Below are 24,700 nucleotides of genomic sequence, written 5' to 3'. Positions count from 1 at the left end.
TAGTATGGTTAAAGAATTGGCGATTTTAAATGTTATTGCAGGTCAAGAGAAGCAATTTGAAACTGATTTTAAGAGAGCAGAAAAATATATCAGTTCTAGTGAAGGTTATATTAACCATACCCTGAGCAAATGTTTAGAACAGCCTAATAAATACGCGTTGCTAGTGAATTGGGAAACCTTGGAAAGTCATATAGTTGGTTTTAGACAATCTCCAGAATATCTGGAGTGGAAAAATCTTTTACATCACTATTACGATCCTTTTCCCACTGTTGAACATTACGTCACTATTTTATAAAAAAAAATAAATTTTGGGATTCTTTAAGAATCCCAAAAGCATTTAAAAATAATATTATGAAAGTAACACTCGAACGTAAAAACAAGGACTACCTTTTTGAAGCCAAAGGAGCATCAGGAGTACCGGTAATGATAGATAATAAAACCGGCGATGTGGTTCAAGGCAGCAGCCCTATGGAATTACTATTAATGGGAGTTGGCGGTTGTAGCGCGATTGATATCATTTCGATTTTAAAAAAGCAAAAGTTAGAAATTGATTCGTATCACGTAGAAGTTGAGGGTGACCGCAAAGAAGTAGGCGGTGCCAAACCTTTTGAAGCGATGCGCGTACATGTGTATCTGGAAGGCGATATTCCTCCTGCAAAAGCATTGCGTGCTGCACAATTGAGTTTTGAAAAATACTGTTCAGTTTCCATCACCTTGCAAGCCGGAGTAGACATTTCATACAAAGTGTTTTTAAATGGAGAAGAAGTCGAGCAGATTTGAGATATGAAAAAAGAATAGAGAAGAAAGAGAAAAGAATTAAAAGAAAGGGTTAAATGTAAAATCTAAGAGGTGATTAACGATTCCACGATTAAACAATTGAACGCTTCAACCTTTTAAATACCACAAGAAAACCGAAACAGGATTTTAGACAATGAATTTGAAGCAAGATAATCCATCTCAAATCTAGCGTCTAACGTCTAACATCTAAATAACAATGACTAAACATTTTGAAACCGAAGCCATACGCACCCAATTAAACCGAAGTGAATTCCTAGAGCACTCTGTGCCTATGTATTTGACTTCGAGTTTTGTTTTTGAAGATGCCGAAGATATGCGGGCTTCGTTTACCGAAGAAAAAGAACGCAATATTTACAGCCGGTTTACCAATCCAAATACCAGCGAGTTTATTGAGAAGATTTGCAAAATGGAAGGTGCCGAAAGCGGTTATGCTTTTGCAACCGGAATGGCAGCTGTGTTTTCAACCTTTGCAGCCTTGTTAGATAGCGGAGATCATATTGTGTCGGCGCGTTCGGTTTTTGGTTCTACACACAGCTTGTTTACCAAATTCCTCCCAAAATGGAATATTGAAACTTCGTATTTTAATGTTGATGAGGTCGATAAAGCAGAAAGCCTGATTAAGCCCGAAACCAAAATTCTTTATGTTGAATCTCCTACCAATCCCGGTTGTGATGTTTTAGATTTAGAATATTTGGGCAATCTGGCTAAAAAATACAAGCTGATTTTTGTAGTGGACAATTGTTTTGCAACGCCTTATTTACAGCAGCCCATTAAGTTTGGTGCAGATATCGTGATTCATAGTGCTACGAAGATGATTGACGGTCAGGGGCGTGTGTTGGGGGGTGTGAGTATAGGCCGAGCTGACTTGATACGCGAGATTTATCTGTTTTCTCGAAATACTGGTCCGGCATTATCACCATTTAACGCCTGGGTGCTTTCAAAAAGTTTAGAAACCCTGCACGTACGCGCAGACCGGCATTGTGAAAACGCGCTTAAGGTAGCCGAGTTTTTAGAGGGTCATGAGAACGTGAATTTTGTGAAATATCCATTCCTGAAATCACATCCGCAGTATGAAGTGGCTAAAAAACAAATGAAACACGGAGGCAACATCGTCGCTTTTGAAGTGAAAGGTGGAATAGATGCCGGACGTAAATTTCTGAATTCGATTAAAATGTGTTCGCTATCTGCAAATTTGGGTGATACGCGTACGATTGTGACGCATCCCGCCTCTACGACACACAGCAAACTGGCTGAAGAAGATCGTCTTGAAGTAGGAATCACAGATGGTTTGGTGCGTTGTTCTGTAGGTCTGGAGCATGCAGATGATATTATCGCAGATCTGGATCAGGCGCTAAAAGCGTAGAATTCTAACTTTTTGCATACATTTAGACCGTGTTATCTAAAAAAACAAAATACGGTCTCAAAGCTTTGGCTTACGTAGCCAAGCACAAAGGAGAAGATCCTTTGCAAATAGGAGCTATAGCCAAAAGTGAAAATATCTCTCAAAAATTTCTGGAAAGTATTATGCTTACCCTGCGCAAAGCCGGTTTTTTAGGAAGCAAAAAAGGCAAAGGAGGCGGGTATTACTTACGCAGGCAGCCTGAAGATATCAAAATGGTTGAGGTCATGCGTATTTTGGAAGGGCCTGTTTCTATGGTGCCTTGTGTAAGTCTTAATTTCTACGAAAAATGTGACGATTGCCCGGATGAGACTGCGTGTTCAGTGCATAGTCTTATGGTTCAATTACGAGATAGCAACCTTGCGGTATTGAATAAAAACACGTTGGCAGACCTAATTGCCGAATAATTCAGAATATTTGGCTTAAATGCTGAAAATCACCTAAAAGTTTTAAAATTTTACTACAAAGATTTGGTCAATACGATTATGGGGTATACTTTTGCTTTATAATCCTACTATTCCGATAGGATTTAAATAAAATATAGAATTCAGTATTTCAGATATGATTTTAGATCAAGTATATAACGAAGCTCAAACAGATAAGTCCCAAAAAGTGACTTATAAAAAAGATGCTTCTACAGAAAAGCCTTTAAGAAGTGTTGTTAAGTCTGTTAGTTGGAGAATTGTTGGTACGATTGATACTATACTTATTTCTTGGTTTATAACAGGTACATTGTCTTTGGCATTCTCAATAGGAGCTGTAGAGTTGGTAACCAAAATGGTGCTTTACTTTTTTCACGAGCGTATTTGGAATACTATAAAATGGGGGAGATAATGGGGTATTCAGCAGAACAGTTAATAGATATTAATAAAGAGCTAAAGTCAAAGACTCCGGTTGAAATCGCACAGTGGGCAGTACAGAATGCTAAAAACCCAATTGTTACTACTAATTTTCGGCCTTATGAAGCAGCAATTTTATTTGCAGCGACTCAAGCTAAAAGTGATATTCCGGTTGTTTGGTGTGATACCGGTTATAATACACCTAACACCTATAGACATGCAGAAGAGGTGATCAAACTTCTTGATTTAAAAGTTGATTTATACGTGCCTCAACAAACTGCCGCGCATCGTGATGTTGTTATGGGAATTCCACAAATAGATGATTCCAGGCATAAAATCTTTACCGAGCAGGTGAAACTAGAGCCATTTAAACGGGCTATGGCAAATCATAAACCAGATTTATGGTTTACAAACCTTAGAAAGGGACAGACTGCACATAGGGATAACCTTGATATTTTGAGTCTCGGAGCAGACGGAGTTTTAAAAGTGAGTCCGTTTTACTATTGGAGCGATGCAGGATTAGATGCCTATTTGGCTGAAAATAAGTTGCCAAACGAACATAAATATTTTGATCCAACTAAAGTGTTGGAGAACCGGGAGTGTGGATTACACGCCTAAAACGATTAGAGCATGAGCAAGATTTTAAAAACAAATGCATTAGAGAGCGAGGCGATTTACATTTTTAGAGAGGTAGTCGCTCAGTTTGAAAACCCCGTATTGCTTTTTTCGGGAGGAAAAGACAGTATTACGTTGGTGCGTTTGGCGCAAAAAGCGTTTTATCCGGGTAAGATTCCCTTTCCGTTATTGCATGTAGATACCGGTCATAATTTTCCTGAAACCATAGAATTTAGAGATAAATTGGTAGAAGAATTAGGATTGAATTTAATCGTGCGTCATGTGCAGGATGCAATTGATGAAGGAAAAGTGACTGAAGAGACTGGTAAATATTCTAGCCGAAACATGCTTCAGACTACTACGCTTTTAGACGCTATTGAAGAATTTAAATTTGATGCGTGTATAGGCGGTGCACGTCGTGATGAGGAAAAGGCACGAGCCAAAGAACGTATTTTTTCTGTTCGTGATGATTTCGGTCAATGGGATGAAAAAAACCAGCGCCCTGAATTATTCGATCTTTTGAATGGGAAGATTGAAATTGGTCAGAATGTGCGTGTATTCCCGATTTCTAACTGGACGGAATTGGATGTGTGGAGTTATATAGAGCAGGAGCATATCGAAATTCCTTCGATTTATTTTTCGCATAAGCGAGAGACATTTGTGCGCGATGGCCTGATTTGGAGTGCATCTAAATATGTGTATCGTGAGGAAGATGAAGAAGTTTTGGAGCGTATTGTGCGTTTTAGAACTGTGGGTGATATGACGTGTACAGCGGCAGTTGAGTCTGATGCAGATACCATTGAGCAAATTGTAAAAGAGATAAAAGTTTCTACCATTTCTGAGCGAGGGGCGCGTATAGACGACAAGCGTTCTGAGGCAGCAATGGAAAAGCGTAAACAACAAGGGTACTTCTAGAATTCACTTACAAAGTGAACAGAAAACAATATTAATAGCAATACGAATAACAACGTGGAAGTTTTAAAGATAGCAACAGCAGGTAGTGTAGATGATGGTAAAAGTACTTTGATAGGGAGACTGCTTTACGATACAAAATCACTCACAGACGATAAATTAGAGGCAATAGAGCGTAATAGTAAGAAAAAAGGATACGATTATCTTGATTTTTCTTTAGCGACAGACGGTCTTGTTGCAGAACGTGAGCAAGGAATTACCATAGACGTAGCGCATATTTATTTTTCGACTAAGAAGAAGAGTTATATAATAGCAGATACTCCGGGACATGTAGAATATACCCGAAATATGGTAACCGGCGCTTCACAAGCGCAAGCATCAATTATATTAATTGATGCGCGTAAAGGAGTAATTGAACAAACCTATCGTCATTTTTTTATCAATAATTTATTACGTGTTAAACACGTGATTGTTGCGGTAAATAAAATGGATCTGGTTGATTATGATCAGCAGGTTTTTGAAGATATTAAAGCTGATTTTGAGAAACTAAATGCGCAAAGTAGCTATGAAGAGCAGGAAGTAACGTTTATTCCTATTAGTGCCTTAAAAGGAGATAATGTTGCTCAAAAGACTGACGCTATGTCTTGGTATACGGGCGATAGTGTGCTAGATTTTCTTGAGGCTTTAAAGCCAGAACAAGAGGAGTTGACGGCTGCACGTTTTCCTGTGCAAACAGTTATCAGGCCTAAAAAAGATGAATTTCATGATTACCGCGGATATGCAGGTAAAATTTATGGAAACAGCTTAAAAGTTGGAGATGCTGTTACGGTTCTTCCTTCTTTAACTTCCTCTAAAATTAAGTCTATAGAGTTTTTTGATGAGCAATACGATGAGGCGATTGCTGGTAGTTCAGTGACGATTACTTTAGAAAATGATATCAATGTAACGCGTGGTGATATCTTGGTCAAGTCTGACGAAGTACCACATTCTGCTAAAACACTTACAGCTTCTGTTTGCTGGATGGATGGAAAAGCCTTGATACCGGGAGCTAAATATGAAATTCAACACAATACGAATAGAGTTTTAGCAAAAATAGACAGTATTGAGAATGTAATTTCTACTGATTATTCAGGTGAAGATAGTAGCGCAACACAATTGACTTTAAACGAAATAGGCAAGGTTAACTTTAAGTTGAGTAAAAACCTTTTCTATGACAATTATACTGACAATAAAGCTGGGGGATCTTTCATATTAATAGATACGCAAAGTAATACTACTGCAGGAGTAGGCTTTATCGGATAAAATTATATAAAGAATGAATTGGAAAATTTCAATTCATTCTTTTATTAAAATCCTATTATTTCTATAGGATTAAAATGAAATTAAAATAAAAAAGAAATAAGCTATGCAAAGCTTCAGAACAGAAATAGAGAATCCGGTTGTAGAACGTGACATTATAGAGCTTGAGAAAAAAATCAAACTCTTTAAGGATGGGAAGATAGATGAGGAACGTTTTAGAAGTCTTCGTCTGGCAAGAGGTGTCTATGGACAACGTCAGGAAGGGGTGCAAATGATACGCATCAAGTTGCCTTATGGTAAGGTGACCAGCGATCAGTTATTGCGTATCTCTGATGTTTCCGATGAATATTCAAGAGGCAAATTGCATATTACCACGCGCCAGGATATTCAGATTCACTACGTGAGTCTTGATCGTACTCCTGAGTTATGGGCAGAGCTTGAGAAAAGCGATGTGACACTTCGTGAAGCTTGTGGAAATACCGTGCGTAATGTGACTGCAAGTCCAGACTCGGGTATTAATCCGGAAGAAGCTTTTGATGCTACTCCATACGCACATGCGACGTTTCAGTTTTTTCTACGGAATCCAATCTGTCAGGAAATGGGTAGAAAGTTTAAAATGTCTTTCTCAGCAACAGATGATGATTCGGCTTTAGCTTTTATTCACGATTTGGGCTTTATCCCAAAAATTAAAGATGGTGCACGCGGTTTTAAAGTAATGCTTGGTGGTGGTTTAGGTTCTCAGCCAAGACATGCCGATACGTTACACGAATTTTTGCCGGTAAATCAATTGATTCCTCTTATAGAAGGGGTATTGCGAGTTTTTGATCGTCACGGAGAACGTTCTAGAAGACTTAAAGCGCGTATGAAGTTCCTTATCAAAGATATTGGAGTTGACGGCTTTATGGAATTGGTTGCTGAAGAGCAAAAAGCACTTTCTTACAAGACCTACGAGATTGATACTGCAGCTTTTGATGTAGCTCCAACACGACCACTTACTGAAGCGCCGCAGGTAGCTATTGAAGATCAGAAAGCATATGATGCGTGGAAAGCGACTAATATTTTTAAACAAAAACAAGACGGTCTGTGCGCTATAGGTATCAAAGTAAGACTGGGTGATTTTTCTACAGAGAAAGCACGTGCATTAGCAGGTTTAATTAAAAAATATGGAGGGGATGAGTTAAGACTTACCCTACGTCAAAATATATTATTAAGACATATACCGGAAGGGGCATTACCATTTTTCTTTTCACAACTAGCCAACCTAGGTTTTGCCCGACCGGGATATGAAACAACAACAGATATTACTGCGTGTCCCGGTACAGACACTTGTAACTTAGGGATTGCAAGTAGTACCGGTATCGCAGATAAATTAGAAGATGTACTAATTGCAGAATACCCAGAATATCTCAATAATAAAGAGATTACCATTAAAATCAGTGGATGTATGAACGCGTGTGGTCAGCATAATATGGCTCATATCGGTTTTCAGGGAATGTCTGTGCGTACACCAGAAAAATTGGTTGCTCCGGCATTACAGGTTCTTTTAGGGGGTGGTGTTTTAGGAGACGGTCAAGGCCGTTTTGCAGATAAAGTAATCAAAATACCTAGTAAAAGAGGACCTCAGGCATTACGTGCAATTCTTGATGATTTTAAAGAGAATGCAGGAGAGCTTGATTTCTTGAGTTATTATGATGAGAAGGGGCAGCGTTATTTTTACGATTTCCTAAAACCACTTTCAGAAACAAATAATTTAGTAGAATCTGATTTTGTGGACTGGGGTAATGACGAGAAGTATATTCAAGAAGTAGGGGTAGGAGAATGTGCTGGTGTTGTAATTGATTTGGTTCAGACTTTATTACTTGAAGCTAAAGATAAATTAGGTAATGCAATTGAAGCTTTCGAAGCAAACCGTTTTGCAGATAGTGTTTATCACACTTATGCCGGTTTAGTAAATGGAGCTAAGGCGATATTACTTTCAGAAAATGTAAAAACCAATACTCAGGCAAATATCATTGCTGAATTTGATAATACTTTTGGAGAGCATGATGCACTAAAAGCTGAAACTTCATTTGAAGATCTTGTATACCAGATTCAAAATAATGAGCCTACTAAAGAATTTGCTGAAGCGTATCTTGCAGATGCAAACGCATTTTTTGATCGAGTAGATGCATTCAGAAAAAATCAACTAGCACATGCCAATTAATAATCCAAAATTAACAGTAGTAGGAGCAGGGCCGGGAGATGTAGAACTGTTTACCTTAAAAGGTATTCGTGCTTTAGAAAGTGCAGATGTCGTGTTGTATGATGCTTTGGTTAATCCAGAGCTGTTAGCATACGCAAAAGAAGCAGAACTGATTTTTGTAGGAAAGCGTAAAGGGTGCTATGCCTATCAGCAGGAACAGATTAATGATTTGATCTTATCACGAGCAAAAAGCCATGGGCACGTAGTGCGTTTAAAAGGCGGAGATCCATTTATTTTTGGACGTGGAGCAGAAGAAATGGAAGTAGCTGCCGCAGCCGGACTTGAAGTTGCTTTAGTTCCGGGGATTTCTTCTTCGCTTGCAGTGCCTGCATATCAAAATATACCATTAACCAAACGTGGAAGTTCTGAAAGTTTCTGGGTAATAACCGGTACTACAAAAGAGCATAAGTTGTCTAATGATGTAAAGCTGGCAGCAAAATCTTCAGCTACTGTAGTAATACTGATGGGGATGAGTAAGCTGGGAAAGATCGCAAAACTCTTCCGCGAAAGCGGAAAAAAAGATACTCCGGTGGCGATTATCCAAAATGGAACAACACCAGAAGAACGCGTTGGTATTGGAACAATATCCACTATTGAAGATGTCGTTCAAGAGTTAAAACTTACTAACCCATCAATTATTGTGATAGGTGAAGTTGTGAGACATCGCGAGCAATTGCTTAATTTGCAATCAGAAATAGCGCAAAACGCACATTAATGTCTACAGAAACAAATACACTTTATCCGGTTTTTTTAAAAGTTCGTAACCTGCAAGTTCTAATTGTAGGTGGCGGTAACGTAGCTTTAGAAAAATTGACTTTTTTGACAAAGTCCAGTCCGGATGCTGTTGTGGAAATGGTAGCGCCATTTTTTAGACCGGAAACATTAGAGTTGGCTAAAAAGTTTAATGTGAAAATCACTAAGAAACGGTTTACGCGTAAAATGCTTAAAAAGCGTCACGTGGTTATAGCTACGACAGATAGCGCGGCAGTAAATAAGCGGGTTTATCGAGCAGCCAGAAAGCGTTTTTTACTTTGTAATATAGCTGATGTTCCTGAACTTTGTGATTTTTATATGGGCGGAATTGTTACAAAAGGAAATGTAAAGATTGCTATTTCGACTAATGGAAAATCACCTACTACAGCAAAACGCTTAAGACAATTTTTTGAAGAGGTAATACCTGAAAATATAGATGATCTGGTACAAAACCTTAACGAATATAGAAAAACCATAAAAGGTGATTTTGAAGAAAAAGTTGAAACGCTAAATGAGTTTACAAAAGGATTGATTTCCAAAAATTAAAATGAAAGTAGAAATGAGCTTTAATCAGCTCAAAGCATAAAGAAGATGATAAAGACAGACATACTCATTATTGGAGCAGGACCTACGGGATTATTTACTGTATTTGAAGCAGGATTGTTAAAGTTGAAATGTCATATTATTGATGCTCTGGCTCAGCCGGGCGGACAGTTAGCTGAGATTTATCCAAAAAAACCTATTTATGATATTCCCGGTTTTCCTGAAGTAGGCGCTGGTGAGTTAGTAGATAATCTATTAGAACAAGGAAAGCAATTTCAGCCTGGTTTTACCTTGGGGGAGCGTGCTGAAACTATTGAGAAGCAAGAAGATGGAAGTTTTATTGTGACCACTAATAAAGGTACACAGCATCACGCACCGGTAGTAGCAATCGCCGGTGGTTTGGGTAGTTTTGAGCCTCGTAAACCTGTAATCCCTAATATTCATGAGTTTGAAGATAAGGGTGTGGCTTATATGATAAAAGATCCGGAAGTTTACCGTGATAAGAAAGTGGTTATCGCCGGTGGAGGGGATTCTGCCCTAGACTGGAGTATTTATCTAGCTGATATCGCAAAAGAAGTAACACTTATCCACCGTAGAAATGAATTTAGAGGTGCTTTAGATTCTGTTGAAAAAGTACGTGAATTGAAAATGCTAGGTAAGATTAATTTGGTGACGCCAGCAGAAGTTGTGGGGCTTGGAGGTGTAGAAGAGCTTAAAGAAGTGGTTGTTGAGAGAAATGAAGAACAATTTTCTATTGAAGCGGATGCATTTATTCCATTATTTGGTCTTTCACCTAAATTAGGTCCTATTTCAAACTGGGGACTTGAGATTGAAAAGAATGCGATTAAAGTAGATAATGCTTTAGATTATCAGACTAATATTCCTGGAGTGTTTGCTATAGGTGATGTTAACACATACCCAGGAAAATTAAAATTGATACTTTGTGGTTTTCACGAAGCAACAATGATGTGTCAATCAGCTTATAAAATCATCAATCCCGGTAAACGTTATGTTATGAAATATACGACTGTAAGTGGTATTGACGGCTTTGATGGATCGCGTAAAGAAGCAGAGAAAGCAGTAGTACAAGCTATAGACTAGCTTCCTGCTGTCAGCTTATTTTTTAAGCTCAGAATTGTATTTCGGGTTAATGGCTTGATTAAAAAATCTACCACCTGAGTATAATTCTGAGCTTTTTCTTTGTCAATAGAACTGGTACTTGAGGTTACGATTACAACTTGTGTAAAATTTTTATTCTGTTGTAAATTATCTAGAAACTTCCACCCGTCAATGATGGGCATATTCAGGTCTAAAAATATTAGATCTGGCTTTTGGGTCTCAATATCTAGTAATGCTGCATCAGGAAGTGTGTAGGCCAGAATGTTGTGCGCAAAATCTGTAACTTCAATCAGTTTTTTATTGATAAAATTGGCCATTTTCTGGTCATCTACCAGCATTACTTTTAGAGGCTTATTCATAACCGCCGTCTTGATTAATTGTGATTTTTGCCTCTTCTTCACTTTGTTGCACAACTTTTTTAAAGATAGTGTCTAACTCTAAAGCAGAGGTTTTTATTTCGGGTAGCATGGTTTCTTTTAATTCCTTACTATCAAGATGATCAGCAACTTCAATTAAACCTAAAATTCGAGTAAGCGGTTCTCTAAGATTATGTGAGTTAAGCCGAGAGAGATCTAAGAGTTTTTTATTTTTATTAAGGAGTTCTTCAGTGCGATTATTAATGACGTCCTGTTGGTTACTATTTATAGCTTCGATCTCTCTATTCTTCAACTCTATCTGGGCAATAGCATCCTGAAGCGTTTCATTTTTACATTTGAGTTCTTCACTAAGACAGATTTGTCTATACTTTGATGTTATACTGTCTACAAGCATATGCATGATGTCTGAATCCGTGTGATTGAATTTTACATTGTCATCAGAAAGTAGCGATACACAAATACGATAATCAGGGTATGAGATATACCACCCCCAAAGCACGCCATTTTGCAGATCCAACTCCGACAAATATACAGGTAGCGAATCTGGCTTTACGGGTTCCGAAAAAGGCGTATGCTTTTCTAAAAGCTCCTTTTCATAATCCAGTATATTCTCAGAATTATTGTGTGCATAGATTTTTCCTTTAGAGAAAGTATACCCACTAATAGAATCTTTGTCGAGTAATAAGATTCTAAATGCTCTGAAGTTGAAGAGATACTTGAGGTGTCTATTGGTTATCTCACCCAGCATTTCAATAGAATCTACCTTCCCTAGACTTCCTGAAAACTTAGAAAATGCTTCATAAGTAATACGATATTTTGCTCCGGCTAAATTCAAGAACAAAACTATTAAGCGTGAGCTTCCAGAAGCTCATTATCTATTCTTATACCAGAAACATCAGCCAGTGTATTGAGCATATTTACCAGATCTGCTTGAGCCATAAGTTCTTGAATTTCTAGATTGTCAAAACCTACATCCTTAAGCTTTTCAAAATCAGCATCTGTAATCTGATCTGGTTGTAGCGCGGCTTTTGATACCACTTTAATAGCAGTTCTAAAACTTTCAGGAATAAGTGGGCTTTCCAGATTTTCGGTAACCTTAAAATTAGGGTTATCATTAATCATAGCGCTCATGCTATCTGCGAAAATTCCGTGAGCGTGTGCACAATATTGACAATCTCGTTCTTTCGAAACATTGTAAATGATGAGTTGTTTTAAAACGTTAGGAATACTTCCCATCATTAACGTTGATTTTAATTTTGCCCAGTTACCACCTAAGAGTGTGGCGTTAGATCCTTGGCACTTAAACCAATTTAGGACAAACGGTATCTGTAAAGTACGTTTTGTGTCGTCGTAAATCTCCTGAACTTCGGAGGAAGCTTCATTATAATTTACAATTTGAAATCGGGTAGTGTTACTAAAAGTAGAGTTTTGCATATATAGAAGTTTGGGACTGTTAAAATAATAAAATTAATAATTAAAATTACTTTAAATTCATATATATAAAATACTGTAAATCAAGTATCTGTATTCGTTTGAAATTTTTAGGTATTTCAAACAAGTATTTTTAACGGTAAAACAGTGTCCTATGTCTTATTACTTTAAGAGATAAAATTGGAATATTAGTGCTATAAATGTTTCATATTTAGACAAGGTTTTGCAATATTTGCAGTTCAGTTCATTCTTTAATGTGGTTATCAAGAAAGGCAGAGGGATTAGACCCGTTGAAGCCTTAGCAACCCTCCTCTTGGAGAAGGTGCTACATTCTACTCGATTTTGAGATAGATAACATAAAAACAAGTCTTTGCGACTTTTCTTTTGCCTTCTTAATAACGTATTTTTGCACACTATTCTCAGAGATATGAGCGTGTTTTGCAAGCGTTAAAATGCTGTTTTTAGATAAAGATTATGAGTCAAAATAAAATACATAAAGCTTTAAGAAAGCGTATTCTTGTTTTAGATGGTGCAATGGGAACAATGTTGCAACGCTATAAATTCACAGAAGAAGATTTTAGAGGAGAGCGCTTTAAAAATTGGTCAAGTCCTGTGCAGGGTAATAACGATATGTTGAGTATTACGCAACCTGAAGCTATTGCAGATGTTCATGCTAAATATTTTGCTGCGGGAGCAGATATTGTAGAGACAAATACTTTTAGTGGGACTACAATCGCTATGGCAGATTATGGGATGGAGGAGTTTGTTTACGAACTTAATTATGAGTCTGCTAAAATAGCAAAAAAGGTAGCGCAAGAATTTACAGAAAAAGAACCCGAAAAGCCACGTTTTGTAGCTGGCGCAATGGGGCCTACTAACAAAACTGCCAGTATGTCTCCAGATGTAAATGATCCTGGTTTTAGAGCGGTTTCTTTTGATGAGCTGCGAGCAGCTTACAAGCGACAAGCAGAAGCCTTAATTGATGGTGGTGTAGATATGCTTTTAGTGGAAACTATTTTTGATACACTGAATGCAAAAGCAGCACTTTTTGCTATTGAAGAACTAAAAGAAGAACGCAATATAGACATCCCTGTGATGGTGAGCGGTACCATTACTGATGCTTCAGGAAGAACCTTATCTGGCCAGACAGCTGAGGCATTTTTGATCTCTGTGGGGCATATGCCTTTACTTTCTGTAGGTTTTAATTGTGCTTTGGGAGCAGAGCAACTAACTCCCTATTTAGAAGTTGTTTCCAGTAGATCAAACTTTGCAGTATCGGCTTATCCTAACGCAGGATTGCCTAACGCATTTGGTGAATATGATGAGACTGCAGAAGAGATGGCAGCTCAGATAAAAATCTATTTAGATAAAAAGCTGATCAACATCATTGGTGGCTGTTGTGGTACAACTCCAGAACACATCCACGCCATTGCAGAATTAGTGAAAGATTATGAACCAAGGCCATTGCCTGAGCTTAATGAAGCTGAAACAGCGATATAAATCAGAACGATGAGTGTAGAAGCAATAGCTAAAGCAAAAAAAATAAGACCGCTAAAATTGAGTGGCTTAGAGCCGTTAGTAGTTACGCCAGAAAGCAATTTTGTAAACGTAGGAGAACGTACTAATGTGGCTGGATCGCGTAAATTTTTAAGACTCATTAATGAAGAGAAATTTGATGAAGCCTTAGACATTGCACGGGATCAGGTAGAGGGCGGTGCCCAGATCATAGATATCAATATGGACGATGGTCTTATTGATGGTAAAAAGGCGATGGTTACTTTTCTCAATCTCATTGCTGCAGAGCCAGATATTTCTAGAGTACCTATTATGATAGACAGCTCTAAATGGGATATCATAGAGGCAGGTTTGCAGGTTGTACAGGGTAAATGTGTGGTGAACTCCATTAGTTTAAAAGAAGGCGAAGCCGAATTTATTGACCACGCTAAAAAGATAAAACGATACGGAGCTGCTGTTATCGTTATGGCATTTGATGAGGTTGGTCAGGCTGATAATTATGAGCGTCGTCTGGAGATTACAAAACGCAGTTATGATATTCTCGTAAATCAGGTGAAATTCCCACCGGAGGATATCATTTTTGACTTGAATATTTTTCCGGTTGCTACCGGTATGGAAGAGCATCGTCTCAATGCTATAGATTTTATTAGAGCTACAAAATGGGTGAAAGAGAATTTACCCTACGCACATGTAAGTGGCGGAGTAAGTAATGTTTCTTTTAGCTTCCGGGGAAATAATGTGGTGCGCGAAGCGATGCACTCCGTATTTTTATACCACGCTATTAAAGCTGGGATGAATATTGGTATTGTTAACCCAACGATGCTTGAGGTTTATGATGATATTCCTAAAGATTTATTAGAGCACGTAGAAGACGTTATTCTTGATCGTCGCGATGATGCAACAGAGCGATTACTGGATTTTGCCGAAAGTGTAAAAGGTAATGCAAAAGAAAGAACGGTTGACCTGTCTTGGCGAGAAGAACCTTTACAAGATAGAATTACACGAGCTTTAGTTAAAGGTATTGATGCTTATATTTTAGAAGATGTAGAAGAGGCAAGATTAGCTTCAGAAAAGCCATTACACGTGATTGAAGGTCATCTAATGACTGGGATGAACGTGGTGGGTGACCTTTTTGGAGATGGAAAAATGTTCCTTCCACAGGTTGTAAAATCGGCACGGGTGATGAAAAAAGCAGTTGCTTATTTATTGCCATATATAGAAGAAGAAAAACTGAAAAACCCACCACCGGCGTCGGAAAAGGCAAAATCCAATCTTGTCCTAATGGCTACCGTAAAAGGAGATGTGCACGATATTGGTAAAAATATAGTGAGTGTGGTTTTGGCGTGTAACAACTATGAGATCATAGATATGGGAGTTATGGTTCCGCCGGAAAAAATTATTGCAACTGCAAAAGAACGCAACGTTGATATTATAGGTCTTAGCGGACTCATAACCCCTTCTCTTGATGAGATGGTTTTTCTGGCTAAAGAAATGAAACGTCAAGATTTCACCGTTCCATTGCTTATAGGTGGTGCAACCACTAGTAAGGCACATACCGCAGTGAAAATTGATCCGGAATATCCGGAAGCAGTTGTTCATGTAAATGATGCATCCCGGGCGGTAACGGTTGTTGGAGATCTTCTCAATCCCGATTCAAGGTTAAAATATAAAGCAGATATTAAAGAAGATTATGCTTTGTTTAGAGAGCGCTTTTTAACACGAGGGAAGAAACGTGATTTCTTAACCGTGGCTCAAGCACGTGAGAATAAATGGAAATTAGATTGGAATAAATTTGAAGCGTTTAAACCTAAAGAATTAGGAGTTCAGGTTATTGAAGAGTTTGATCTGAATAAACTTGTTGATTATATAGATTGGTCACCGTTTTTCCGCAGTTGGGATTTACACGGTAAGTATCCAGATATATTAGATGATGATGTAGTAGGCGAGCAAGCACGTGAGTTATTTGCTGATGCTAAAGAGATTTTGAAAAAGATTTTAGATGAAAAATTATTAACGGCAAAAGCGATTTTTGGACTCTTTGAAGCCAATACAGTAAACGACGATGACATCGAGATCATTACTTCAGGTTTAGAAAATAAAACTGAAAAGTTCATTTTTAGAACGCTGCGTCAACAAAGCAAAAAAGCATCGGGAAAGCCCAATATTGCATTAGCAGATTTTATAGCTCCTAAAGAAAGTGGGAAGCAAGATTATATGGGGTGCTTCTGTGTGACAGCAGGTTTTGGTACGCAGGAGTTAGCAGCAAAATATGAAGCAGATCACGACGATTACAACAGCATTATGGTTAAAGCACTCGCAGATCGTTTTGCAGAAGCATTTGCTGAGTATTTACACGAGCGTGTTAGAAAAGAACACTGGGGCTATGCAAACGATGAATCGCTAAGTAACCTAGAATTGATCAAAGAAGAATATAAGGGAATAAGGCCTGCACCGGGATATCCTGCGTGTCCAGACCATTTAGAAAAAATAACCATTTGGGATGTACTTGACGTTGAGGAAAAAATAGGTGTAGAGCTTACCGAAAGTTTAGCCATGTGGCCGGCCGCTTCGGTAAGTGGGTATTATTTTGCTAATCCTGATGCGCGTTATTTCGGCCTCGGAAAAATCAAAATGGATCAGGTGATCGATTTTGCAGATCGTAAAGGAATAGAAGTACGCATGGCTGAAAAATGGTTGAATCCTAATATTTCTGACCAATAAAAGTAAACCACTAAGACAACCAAAAATTAAAATCTGCAAGAGCAGTTAGCTAAGCAGGTAACTTACTTATGAAAATTACAGATCACATAAAACAAGCAAGCGGTAAGACTTTATTTTCTTTTGAGCTGATTCCGCCTAGAAAAGGGAAAAGTATTCAGGAGTTGTATAACAATATTGACCCTTTGATGGAATTTAAACCTCCATTTATTGATGTTACTACATCGCGAGAGGAATTTGTTTACATAGAAAAAGATGGGTTGTTAGATAAAAAAGTAACCCGGATGAGACCGGGTACTATAGGTATTTGTGCTTCTATAAAGCATAAGTATAATGTAGATACGGTGCCTCACGTATTGTGTGGTGGTTTTACTAAGGAAGAAACCGAATATATGCTTGTAGACTGCCATTATTTGGGTATTCATAATCTGATGGCTTTGAGAGGTGATGCTATGCGAGAAGAGCAGTATTTTAAGCCTACTCCGGGAGGTCACGAATACGCTTTAGGCCTTGTAGAGCAAGTAGTCGAAATGAATAAAGGGCATTATCTGAATGGTATGGTAGAGACCTCAGATTGTTCAGACTTTTGTATAGGTGTTGCCGGCTATCCTGAAAAACATTTAGAAGCTCCCTCTTTAAAAACAGACTTAAAACGCTTGATTCAAAAAGTTGAGGCTGGTGCAGACTATGTTGTAACTCAAATGTTTTTTGACAATAAAAAATATTTTGAGTTTGTTGATTTAGTCCGTGCAGAAGGGATTGATATTCCTATTATTCCGGGTATAAAGCCTATTGCTGTTAAGCGTCACTTACAATTGTTACCACAGGTTTTTAAGATAGATCTTCCGCAAGAGTTGATAGAATCTGTAGAGTCGTGTAAAAGTAATACAGATGTTCGTCAGGTAGGTATAGAGTGGGCAATTCAGCAATCTAAAGAACTTATGGAAGGCGGTGTGCCGGTATTGCATTATTATTCCATGGGCAAAAGCGATAATGTAAAAGCAATAGCATCTGCGCTTTTTTAACAAGTCTATTACTGATAATATTTGATACATTTGCCGGATACCCTATTTTGAATGAAGTATAGAATTCTTATTGCCCTGTTTGCTGTAGGTTTTGCTTATGGTCAGGAGACCGAGGTTAAGCCTTATAGTTTTGATGTTAATTATACCTACGGAAGTATTCTGGAGCATAATAAAGATATCTCCCATCTTATTACTGGGCATCCTACAGGAGTGATTCTATCTTATAATCGAATGACTTATGGTTTTAATGAGTGGGAAGCACGCTATAATTACCCGGATTACGGATTTTCATTTGTAGCTCAAGATCAGAAAAACCCAAATTTAGGTGAGAATTATGGGCTGTATGGGCATTTTAACTTTTATGCGCTCAACAGACATTTGATGGTGCGTATTGCTCAAGGTGTTGCATTTACAACAAAACCTTTTGATCTGGATAAGAACTTCAGGAACAATGCTTATGGTTCTACCTTATTGAGTTCTACCTATATAATGGTAAACTATAAGCAGCCTAATATAATAGATAAAATAGGGTTGCAGGCCGGGATTTCTCTAGTGCATTATTCTAATGCAAATGTGCGATCCCCCAATGCCAGTACAAACTCATTTACATTCAATTTAGGGTTGAATTATCAACTGGATGATGAGGAGTTTCCCGAATACATCCCAAAGGTTAAAAGCCGATATACAGAACCTATCAAGTGGAATCTCGTTTTAAGAACAGGAGTTAATGAAAGTGATTTCATAGGTTTAGGACAGCGAACTTTTTTGGTTGTGTCTTCTTTTTTAGACAAGCGCATTTCACATAAAAGCAGCTTGCAGGTAGGAGCTGATTTATTTTTAAGTCCGTTTTTAAAAGATCAGATCGAATATGAATCTATTGCATTTGCCAATCAGTACGGTACTACCGGAGATGAAGATTGGAAACGGGCCGGTGTGTTTGTGGGGCACGAGCTACACTTCAATAAAAATGCTTTCGTAACCCAATTTGGGTATTACGCTTATTACGACTACGATTTTGAAGGTCGTGTGTATTTTAGAGGTGGTTTAAAACGTTATTTTTCAGAGAGTATTTTCGGTGCTATTACCTTAAAATCTCACGGGGCAAAAGCCGAAGCAGTAGAGTTTGGTATAGGTATTAGGCTTTAATAATAGACAGTCCATTTTTTAAATTCTTTTGATTTAAAGCCTTCTAGTAAATGGGTGAACTCCTTTGGAAGTACCTTTTTTGTCTTAATCAGCAAAATATTATTCTTATCACGGAGCAGGCTTTTTAAACGCTGTGCTTGCCCTTCTTCATTAAGTGGTAAATAACTTTTTTTCCACGCATCTGTATTCTCAAAACGAGTATCCCGTTTCGCTTCAAAATTAGTATCATAAATTGTGATGACGCGCTCGTTGAGATAGAATGGTGCAGATGATAGTAGGTTGTCGTAAATAAGTACTTTATAATCAGCATCACCGCGTTCTGCTTTTATAAACTCATATTGAGGTTTAGGCGAATTAATTGCAAAACTATTTGCTGCACTAAAAGATGAATGAATTATAATCACAAAACAATATGCCAGTGTACTTAGCAAAATTATGTTCCATCTAAACTCTATAATAGATTTGTAAAATAAATAATAAGCTATGCCTATCGCTGATATCAATAGGACCAGGGCAAGCCAGATGTTGAAAGTGACTATTGGGGTCACAATTAATGCAATGATTATAAGTAACAGTAAGACATAGCCAGCTTTAAAAGCATATAAATAAATCTTCTCTGAAGTTTGAGAATACTGGATAAATACACTGCCAAAAAATAGTGCTAATACCGGATATACTGGTAAAATATAGAGGATGAGTTTTGATGAAAAAAGTGAGAAAGCAACTAAAATAGCTAGGGCTGCATATCCACAAGTTTTGGTGCCGCGATCAAAAGAAATGCTATTTTTCTGCTTAACTAAATTCAGTATTATAGGTACAAACCACGGTAAGCAAAGTAGCGGGGCAAAAACCAAATAAAACCAAAATGGCTTTGCCCGGTGAAAGGTTTCTGCATGTACGCTACGGGCTATAATTTGTTCCTGAATAAAATAATCCCACAAAGCTGGTTTTTCAGCAACGATCGCTGCGAACCAAGATCCCGAAATAGCTAGTAACAAGATGAAGCCAAGAATGCTATGAATACCCAATTTTGGTTTTTCTCTATAAATAATTTTATAGCATAAAATGAATAGTGCTGTAGGTAAAAAAGCAACCGGACCTTTAGTAAGGAATCCTAGTCCGAGTGCTATATAGAAAAGGTATAAGGATGCTTTTTTATTATTGATTTTAACCTGAAGCCACAAGTAAATACTCCAGATAATAAAGGTTACTAAATAAGCATCTGTGGTTAAATTTCGTGCTGCGATTAGTGCGATAGGGAATGAAAAGTAGATGAGTGCAGCAGCGATAGCGATCTTCTCATCTTTAAACCAAAGTTTGCCAATTTTAAAAATCAGTAATAATTGCAGCATGAGAGCCAAACTCATAAAAAAGCGTGCGCCAAACTCATTAAAACCAAAAATCTTATACCCAATAGCTGTAATTGCATAGGTGATAGGTGGTTTGTGATAATGACCAATACCTAGCAAAGAAGGATGAATAAAATCATTACTAAGGGCCATCTCGCGACCTATTTCGGCATAGCGTGCCTCGCTGCTTTCGGTTAGTCCCCAACTGCCTTGTCCCAGATTTAAAATCGTAAAAAGGAAGAGAAGAACTAGGTAGAATTTTTTTGTCAAAGCTTGATTTTAAAAATGACAAAGTTCTAACTTAAAATACGTATCCTAAAAATTATCTGCTCAATTTCATTTAATATTAATAGCAAGTCATATATACAGTGGTCATTCTGTTTCTTTTTGCCGTAATTTGCCTAAAAATTATTGCTTTCATGCGTAGCCTTGTTTTAGTACTCTTTGTCATCTTTATTTCATGTAATTCAGAAAATGCACCAGACTGTTTTCAAACTTCTGGTGATACCGTTGAGGTAGAATATCAATTAGAAGAGTTTACTAAACTTCGTGCAGAGACCGATGTGATTGTCTATATCAAGCAAGGTGATGAATATAAGGCTACATTGCGCACTGGTGAGAATTTGCTTTCAGAAGCCTTGATTGAAGTTCAAGATGGGGTTTTAGTGCTTCGTAATGATACACGTTGTAACCTCTTGAGAGAATATGGCAACTTTGAAGTTTTTGTTACCGTGCCTAACCTTACTGAGATTCGTCACAATTCTGCTCGCGAGATCTACAGTGATGGCACTTTGGTTTTTCCCGATCTGTATTTAGTGAGTAATACTTCAATTAACCTAGATGTCATTCTTAGAAAAACAGGAGAATTTCATTTGGATCTTGATACCGAAAACCTCAGGATAGATGCCAATGGTAAAAGTGTTTTTTATATGACTGGTGAAGCAGAAAATATGAAGCTTGGCTTTCAGAATGAGAATCCCCGCTTTGAAGGAAGGGATTTTGTAGTTCAAAATATTGATATATATCACAGAGCTCCTAACAAAATGATTATAAATCCACAGCAGAGTTTAACGGGTGTAATTACCGGTACCGGAGATGTTATTGCAGTAAATCGGCCTCCGGTGGTTGATGTAGAGGAGCGTTATACCGGTCGTCTAATTTTTGAGGAATAAAAAGACTTATGAAGCACTTTTTACCCGTATTCCTAATTTTATCTTTTTTAAATCTTACAGCTCAGGAAACTGATTTTACTGAAGAAAAAAAGCCAGTTTCTTTAGATGCCTCTTTTTTCTACGGAAGCATCCTTGAGCATAACCCGGATATTAATCATTTAATAACAGGCCACCCTACCGGATTCTTGTTGAGTTACAACCGCAAAACTTATGGTTTTAATGAGTGGGAGCGACGTTATAATTATCCTGATTGGGGTTTTTCGATGGCTTATCAAAATTTGCATAACGAGTATCTGGGTGAAAATATAAGTTTCTACGGGCATTTTAATTTTTACTTTTTAAACCGAAATGCTTACTTCCGTATTGGGCAAGGTTTTGCAGTTGCTGGTAGTCCGTATGATGCGGAAACCAATTATCAGAACAATGCTTACGGTACAAAATTGTTAAGTTCTACATACATTGCTTTGCAATACAACAAGCAAAATCTTTATAAAGGTTTTGGTCTTAATGCCGGTTTTACGATCATCCATTACAGTAATGCAAACCTTCGGGCTCCTAATAACAGTACCAATACGTTTGCATTTAATGTGGGAGCTAATTACAATCTGGATTATAAAGACATGCCAGATTTAATTCCGGAAGGAGAACGCACAAAATACACGGAGCCTATTCACTATAATCTGGTTCTGCGAGGAGGTGTTAATGAGAGTGATATCGTTGGTCAGGGGCAGTTTCCGTTTTTTGTAGTTTCTGCTTTTGCAGACAAGCGCATCAACCACAAGAGCACTTTAGTTGCCGGTACAGATGTGTTTTTTGCTTATTTCTTTAAAGAATTGATTAAGCTTCAGGCAGCTTCTTTTCCTGAGTTAGGGGTTAGTGGAGATGAAGACTGGAAACGCGTGGGGCTTTTTATAGGTCACGAGTTGCGGTTTAATAAGATTGCTTTTGTTTCTCATTTAGGGTATTATATATATTATCCATATGAATTTGAAAACCGACTATACAATCGCCTGGGTTTAAAGCGCTATTTTACAGATGATATTTTTGCTTCGGTAACGGTAAAAGCCCACGGAGCTAAGGCAGAAGGCGTAGAGTTTAGTGTGGGATATCGTTTTTGAGCAATTCTGAAAAGCGAAAAATCAGCGGCGGAAAACGCAACCCTTCCTTTTAAAGATATAGTTTAGTTTTATTCCGCACGTTTTCACATCTTTGTAGCTGTTTTATGGTAAGAAATCTAGTTCTTTTGGCGTTTGCCGTTTGGGTTACCGGTTGCAAAGATATTGAGACTAAGAAAGTGTCTTCTGATACTTTTCTAAAGGAAGAACTCAAGAATCTCAATATGAATGAAGTTGAAGAATATCCCTCTTTTGCTTCGTGCGACTCAATCAAGGGGCAAGATGCGATATACGAATGCTTCAAAACCGAACTCGCACTTAATTTTCAGCGCCAGCTTTCTACAAAAACGATTATTGTAGAATCTGAATTGAACGACACGATCTGGTTGTATCTGAGTATTTCTGACTTGGGTGACCTCAAGATCGAGCAAGCAGAAATCCCTGACTCGATCGCTAAACAATTACCACAGTTAGAAGGTTGGCTCAAAGATAGTTTAGATTCTTTGCCAAAAATCTACCCGGCACACAAACGTGGGATTCCTGTAAAAACAATGTTTAAAATGCCAGTAGTTATTAAGGTAGATTAGCTATTTTTTAAATACTCTGCCTTTCCATTCAAACTTACCAAACTGACTTGCTAGCGCTATATATACAGTAAAAATAGGATAGATCACAGCCACAAGCGGAAAGTAAATCAAACCCTTTTTTTGATTAAAAAGTGATGCAGTTTGCCATATTAATAGAAAATCACCAGCTATTTTCAGTAGTACTAGCAGCCATATTTCGGGATAAAAAATAACTAAAAATAGGGAAGCATTGCCTAGTAAAACCAATAACGAGGTAAGTATTGCAAACCAACTTGTATATACAGATGCTTTTGCAGCCCAGCGTTTGCGTTGCTCTGTCAGGCTTTTCCAGTTAGGCTGTGTTTGAGTTCGTACAAGTGCTTCAGACGTTTTGAGATAGTGTATTTTTTCAGGTATTTCTTTGATGAATTTTTGCATCAAAAAGACATCATCACCACTAGCTAAATGATCCGTTTGCGCGTATCCATTCAATCTTAAAAATTCAGTTTTAGAGAAAGCAAGATTAGCACCATTACACATAAATGCTTGCTGGAGTCCGAAACTTCCTATTGTGGCTCCCTGTAAACTTAAAAAGTCAAGTTGCTGAAATCTATTGAGGAATCCTGCAGATGCAAAAAACGAAACCGGGCCGGCGATAAATTTACTATCCTCGGCTCTGATTTTTTGATCAAAATGCTGTAACCACAAATCCGGCACTTTACAGTCTGCATCTGTTGTGATTATCCACTCAAATTGTGCTCTGCTGATTCCTTTAGTTAATGCATCTTTTTTGGGAGAGGCCGAAAAGCGTTCGTTTTCTATAACTATAATTGAGACTTTGGTTTGCTGTTGAAACGCTTCGATAAAAGCCACAGAAGCGTCTGTTGAAGCATCGTCAATGAGTATGATTTCAAAATGTGACTTTGGGTAATTCAAGCTTGAAAGTGATTCCAGTAACGTGTTGAGGTTCTCAACTTCGTTTCTAAACGGAATAATTATCGAAAATGAAGTATGATGAGTTAAGGCAGATTTAAGTTTGTCAGTTTTCAAACGTTTAAAGCCAAAGCACAGAAACGCGATAAGTAAGGTGTAGAGTATTAAGAGGGCAGAGAGGAGGATCACGCTTATTATGTTTAGCTTTGTGGTAGCTTCAAAGATGTAAAAAAAATAGCGCTTGAAATCAGAAAAAATCATTTTAGGGATCGACCCGGGAACCACGATTATGGGTTTTGGCCTCATTAAAGTGGTGAACAAGAAGATGGAGTTTATTCAGATGAATGAATTGTTGCTTAAAAAATACAGCGATCCTTACGTAAAACTGAAACTTATTTTTGAACGTACTATAGAACTTATAGATACCTATCATCCCGATGAGATGGCACTCGAAGCGCCTTTTTTTGGTAAAAATGTACAATCTATGCTTAAGTTAGGGAGGGCGCAGGGTGTGGCGATGGCTGCTGGTTTATCACGACAAATTCCGGTTACAGAATACCTTCCTAAAAAGATTAAAATGGCAATCACCGGTAACGGAAACGCCAGTAAAGAACAGGTCGCAAAAATGCTACAGAGCCTTCTCGGTCTCAAAACGCTTCCTAAAAATCTGGATAGTACAGACGGTCTTGCAGCTGCGGTGTGTCATCATTTTAACGCCGGTCGTATTGAAACCGGTAAAAGCTATACCGGCTGGGATGCTTTTGTAAAGCAGAATGAGAAACGCATAAATCCCCCTAACCCCCGAAGAGGGAACAAAACATCTAAGCAGTGAAA

At 37.8% G+C, this 24,700-nt stretch carries 25 protein-coding genes and 1 riboswitch; of the genes, 20 read left to right on the top strand and 5 right to left on the bottom strand.

Going from position 1 to position 24,700, the window contains the following annotated elements:
- The first annotated feature begins 4 nt into the window (after window positions 1-4).
- From DSM02_RS04760 to DSM02_RS04705, 12 genes are all read left to right on the top strand, one after another.
- Window positions 5-295 (top strand): antibiotic biosynthesis monooxygenase family protein, encoded by a 291-nt coding sequence (locus DSM02_RS04760; protein WP_128764569.1) that lies wholly within the window; start codon window positions 5-7, stop codon window positions 293-295.
- A 56-nt stretch (window positions 296-351) separates the two neighbouring features.
- Window positions 352-780 carry an OsmC family protein gene (locus tag DSM02_RS04755; RefSeq protein ID WP_128764568.1) on the top strand — a complete coding sequence of 143 codons (429 nt, stop codon included), beginning with the start codon at window positions 352-354 and terminating at the stop codon, window positions 778-780.
- A gap of 214 nt (window positions 781-994) precedes the next feature.
- Window positions 995-2,161: a trans-sulfuration enzyme family protein gene (locus DSM02_RS04750; RefSeq protein ID WP_128764567.1), complete on the top strand. Its 1,167-nt coding sequence runs from the start codon at window positions 995-997 to the stop codon at window positions 2,159-2,161.
- Between the two features lie 29 nt (window positions 2,162-2,190).
- Window positions 2,191-2,604, top strand: coding sequence for an RrF2 family transcriptional regulator (locus DSM02_RS04745; protein ID WP_128764566.1), 414 nt, complete (start codon window positions 2,191-2,193; stop codon window positions 2,602-2,604).
- A 154-nt stretch (window positions 2,605-2,758) separates the two neighbouring features.
- Entirely contained in the window at window positions 2,759-3,031 is a 273-nt protein-coding gene (locus DSM02_RS04740) for a DUF2061 domain-containing protein (RefSeq protein WP_128760019.1), read from the top strand.
- On the top strand, window positions 3,031-3,654 hold the full coding sequence (locus tag DSM02_RS04735; RefSeq protein WP_128764565.1) for a phosphoadenosine phosphosulfate reductase domain-containing protein: 624 nt from the start codon (window positions 3,031-3,033) through the stop codon (window positions 3,652-3,654). Before DSM02_RS04740 ends, DSM02_RS04735 begins: the two co-directional genes overlap by 1 nt.
- A gap of 12 nt (window positions 3,655-3,666) precedes the next feature.
- Window positions 3,667-4,566 carry a sulfate adenylyltransferase subunit CysD gene (cysD, locus tag DSM02_RS04730; protein WP_073100801.1) on the top strand — a complete coding sequence of 300 codons (900 nt, stop codon included), beginning with the start codon at window positions 3,667-3,669 and terminating at the stop codon, window positions 4,564-4,566.
- A 54-nt stretch (window positions 4,567-4,620) separates the two neighbouring features.
- Complete coding sequence (locus DSM02_RS04725; protein WP_128764564.1) at window positions 4,621-5,865, top strand: sulfate adenylyltransferase subunit 1; 1,245 nt, start codon at window positions 4,621-4,623, stop codon at window positions 5,863-5,865.
- A gap of 103 nt (window positions 5,866-5,968) precedes the next feature.
- Complete coding sequence (locus DSM02_RS04720; RefSeq protein WP_128764563.1) at window positions 5,969-8,065, top strand: nitrite/sulfite reductase; 2,097 nt, start codon at window positions 5,969-5,971, stop codon at window positions 8,063-8,065.
- A complete protein-coding gene (cobA, locus tag DSM02_RS04715; protein ID WP_128764562.1) occupies window positions 8,055-8,819 on the top strand; it encodes a uroporphyrinogen-III C-methyltransferase in 765 nt (254 codons plus the stop codon). The genes DSM02_RS04720 and cobA overlap by 11 nt, the downstream gene beginning before the upstream one ends.
- Entirely contained in the window at window positions 8,819-9,403 is a 585-nt protein-coding gene (locus tag DSM02_RS04710) for a precorrin-2 dehydrogenase/sirohydrochlorin ferrochelatase family protein (RefSeq protein ID WP_128764561.1), read from the top strand. The genes cobA and DSM02_RS04710 overlap by 1 nt, the downstream gene beginning before the upstream one ends.
- Window positions 9,404-9,448: 45 nt before the next feature.
- Window positions 9,449-10,501 (top strand): NAD(P)/FAD-dependent oxidoreductase, encoded by a 1,053-nt coding sequence (locus DSM02_RS04705; RefSeq protein WP_128760026.1) that lies wholly within the window; start codon window positions 9,449-9,451, stop codon window positions 10,499-10,501.
- Here the strand turns inward: DSM02_RS04705 and DSM02_RS04700 are convergent.
- The 3 genes from DSM02_RS04700 to DSM02_RS04690 are packed head-to-tail and all read right to left on the bottom strand — an operon-like array spanning window position 10,498 to window position 12,330.
- On the bottom strand, window positions 10,498-10,878 hold the full coding sequence (locus tag DSM02_RS04700) for a response regulator (protein ID WP_128764560.1): 381 nt from the start codon (window positions 10,876-10,878) through the stop codon (window positions 10,498-10,500). The two genes, DSM02_RS04705 and DSM02_RS04700, sit on opposite strands and share 4 nt — an antisense overlap.
- Entirely contained in the window at window positions 10,871-11,731 is an 861-nt protein-coding gene (locus DSM02_RS04695; protein ID WP_128764559.1) for a HAMP domain-containing histidine kinase, read from the bottom strand. Before DSM02_RS04695 ends, DSM02_RS04700 begins: the two co-directional genes overlap by 8 nt.
- An 11-nt stretch (window positions 11,732-11,742) precedes the next feature.
- The gene (locus tag DSM02_RS04690; protein ID WP_128760029.1) at window positions 11,743-12,330 is read right to left on the bottom strand and encodes a carboxymuconolactone decarboxylase family protein; all 588 of its coding nucleotides are present in this window, start codon (window positions 12,328-12,330) and stop codon (window positions 11,743-11,745) included.
- Window positions 12,331-12,584: 254 nt separating this feature from the next.
- Window positions 12,585-12,685, top strand: a riboswitch (SAM riboswitch).
- 116 nt (window positions 12,686-12,801) lie between these two features.
- Between DSM02_RS04690 and DSM02_RS04685 the strand changes: the two genes are divergently transcribed.
- The 4 genes from DSM02_RS04685 to DSM02_RS04670 all read left to right on the top strand — a co-directional run bounded on the left by DSM02_RS04685 (window position 12,802) and on the right by DSM02_RS04670 (window position 18,731).
- The gene (locus DSM02_RS04685) at window positions 12,802-13,827 is read left to right on the top strand and encodes a homocysteine S-methyltransferase family protein (protein ID WP_205875087.1); all 1,026 of its coding nucleotides are present in this window, start codon (window positions 12,802-12,804) and stop codon (window positions 13,825-13,827) included.
- Window positions 13,828-13,836: 9 nt separating this feature from the next.
- The gene (metH, locus tag DSM02_RS04680) at window positions 13,837-16,563 is read left to right on the top strand and encodes a methionine synthase (protein WP_128764557.1); all 2,727 of its coding nucleotides are present in this window, start codon (window positions 13,837-13,839) and stop codon (window positions 16,561-16,563) included.
- A gap of 68 nt (window positions 16,564-16,631) precedes the next feature.
- Window positions 16,632-17,585: a methylenetetrahydrofolate reductase [NAD(P)H] gene (metF, locus tag DSM02_RS04675; protein WP_128764556.1), complete on the top strand. Its 954-nt coding sequence runs from the start codon at window positions 16,632-16,634 to the stop codon at window positions 17,583-17,585.
- A 51-nt stretch (window positions 17,586-17,636) separates the two neighbouring features.
- Window positions 17,637-18,731, top strand: a complete 1,095-nt coding sequence (locus DSM02_RS04670; protein ID WP_128764555.1) for an acyloxyacyl hydrolase — start codon at window positions 17,637-17,639, stop codon at window positions 18,729-18,731.
- Here the strand turns inward: DSM02_RS04670 and DSM02_RS04665 are convergent.
- Window positions 18,728-20,350 carry an ArnT family glycosyltransferase gene (locus tag DSM02_RS04665; protein ID WP_128764554.1) on the bottom strand — a complete coding sequence of 541 codons (1,623 nt, stop codon included), beginning with the start codon at window positions 20,348-20,350 and terminating at the stop codon, window positions 18,728-18,730. The genes DSM02_RS04670 and DSM02_RS04665 overlap by 4 nt on opposite strands.
- A gap of 149 nt (window positions 20,351-20,499) precedes the next feature.
- Between DSM02_RS04665 and DSM02_RS04660 the strand changes: the two genes are divergently transcribed.
- From DSM02_RS04660 to DSM02_RS04650, 3 genes are all read left to right on the top strand, one after another.
- Window positions 20,500-21,252, top strand: coding sequence for a head GIN domain-containing protein (locus DSM02_RS04660; protein WP_128760035.1), 753 nt, complete (start codon window positions 20,500-20,502; stop codon window positions 21,250-21,252).
- An 8-nt stretch (window positions 21,253-21,260) separates the two neighbouring features.
- Window positions 21,261-22,370 carry an acyloxyacyl hydrolase gene (locus DSM02_RS04655; RefSeq protein ID WP_128764553.1) on the top strand — a complete coding sequence of 370 codons (1,110 nt, stop codon included), beginning with the start codon at window positions 21,261-21,263 and terminating at the stop codon, window positions 22,368-22,370.
- Window positions 22,371-22,474: 104 nt separating this feature from the next.
- Window positions 22,475-22,954: a hypothetical protein gene (locus DSM02_RS04650; protein ID WP_128764552.1), complete on the top strand. Its 480-nt coding sequence runs from the start codon at window positions 22,475-22,477 to the stop codon at window positions 22,952-22,954.
- On the opposite strand, the gene DSM02_RS04645 is transcribed toward DSM02_RS04650, so the two are convergent.
- Window positions 22,955-23,983, bottom strand: coding sequence for a glycosyltransferase family 2 protein (locus DSM02_RS04645; RefSeq protein WP_164918234.1), 1,029 nt, complete (start codon window positions 23,981-23,983; stop codon window positions 22,955-22,957).
- Between the two features lie 124 nt (window positions 23,984-24,107).
- On the opposite strand from DSM02_RS04645, the gene ruvC reads away from it, so the two are divergent.
- Window positions 24,108-24,698, top strand: coding sequence for a crossover junction endodeoxyribonuclease RuvC (gene ruvC, locus DSM02_RS04640; RefSeq protein ID WP_128764550.1), 591 nt, complete (start codon window positions 24,108-24,110; stop codon window positions 24,696-24,698).
- The last annotated feature ends 2 nt before the right edge of the window (window positions 24,699-24,700 follow it).

Origin of the sequence: Leeuwenhoekiella polynyae, assembly GCF_004104075.1 — a bacterium.
In the GTDB taxonomy this organism is placed as follows: domain Bacteria; phylum Bacteroidota; class Bacteroidia; order Flavobacteriales; family Flavobacteriaceae; genus Leeuwenhoekiella; species Leeuwenhoekiella polynyae.
The sequence above is the reverse complement of the archived record's forward strand: the minus strand, read 5'-3'. Positions and strand labels throughout refer to the sequence as shown.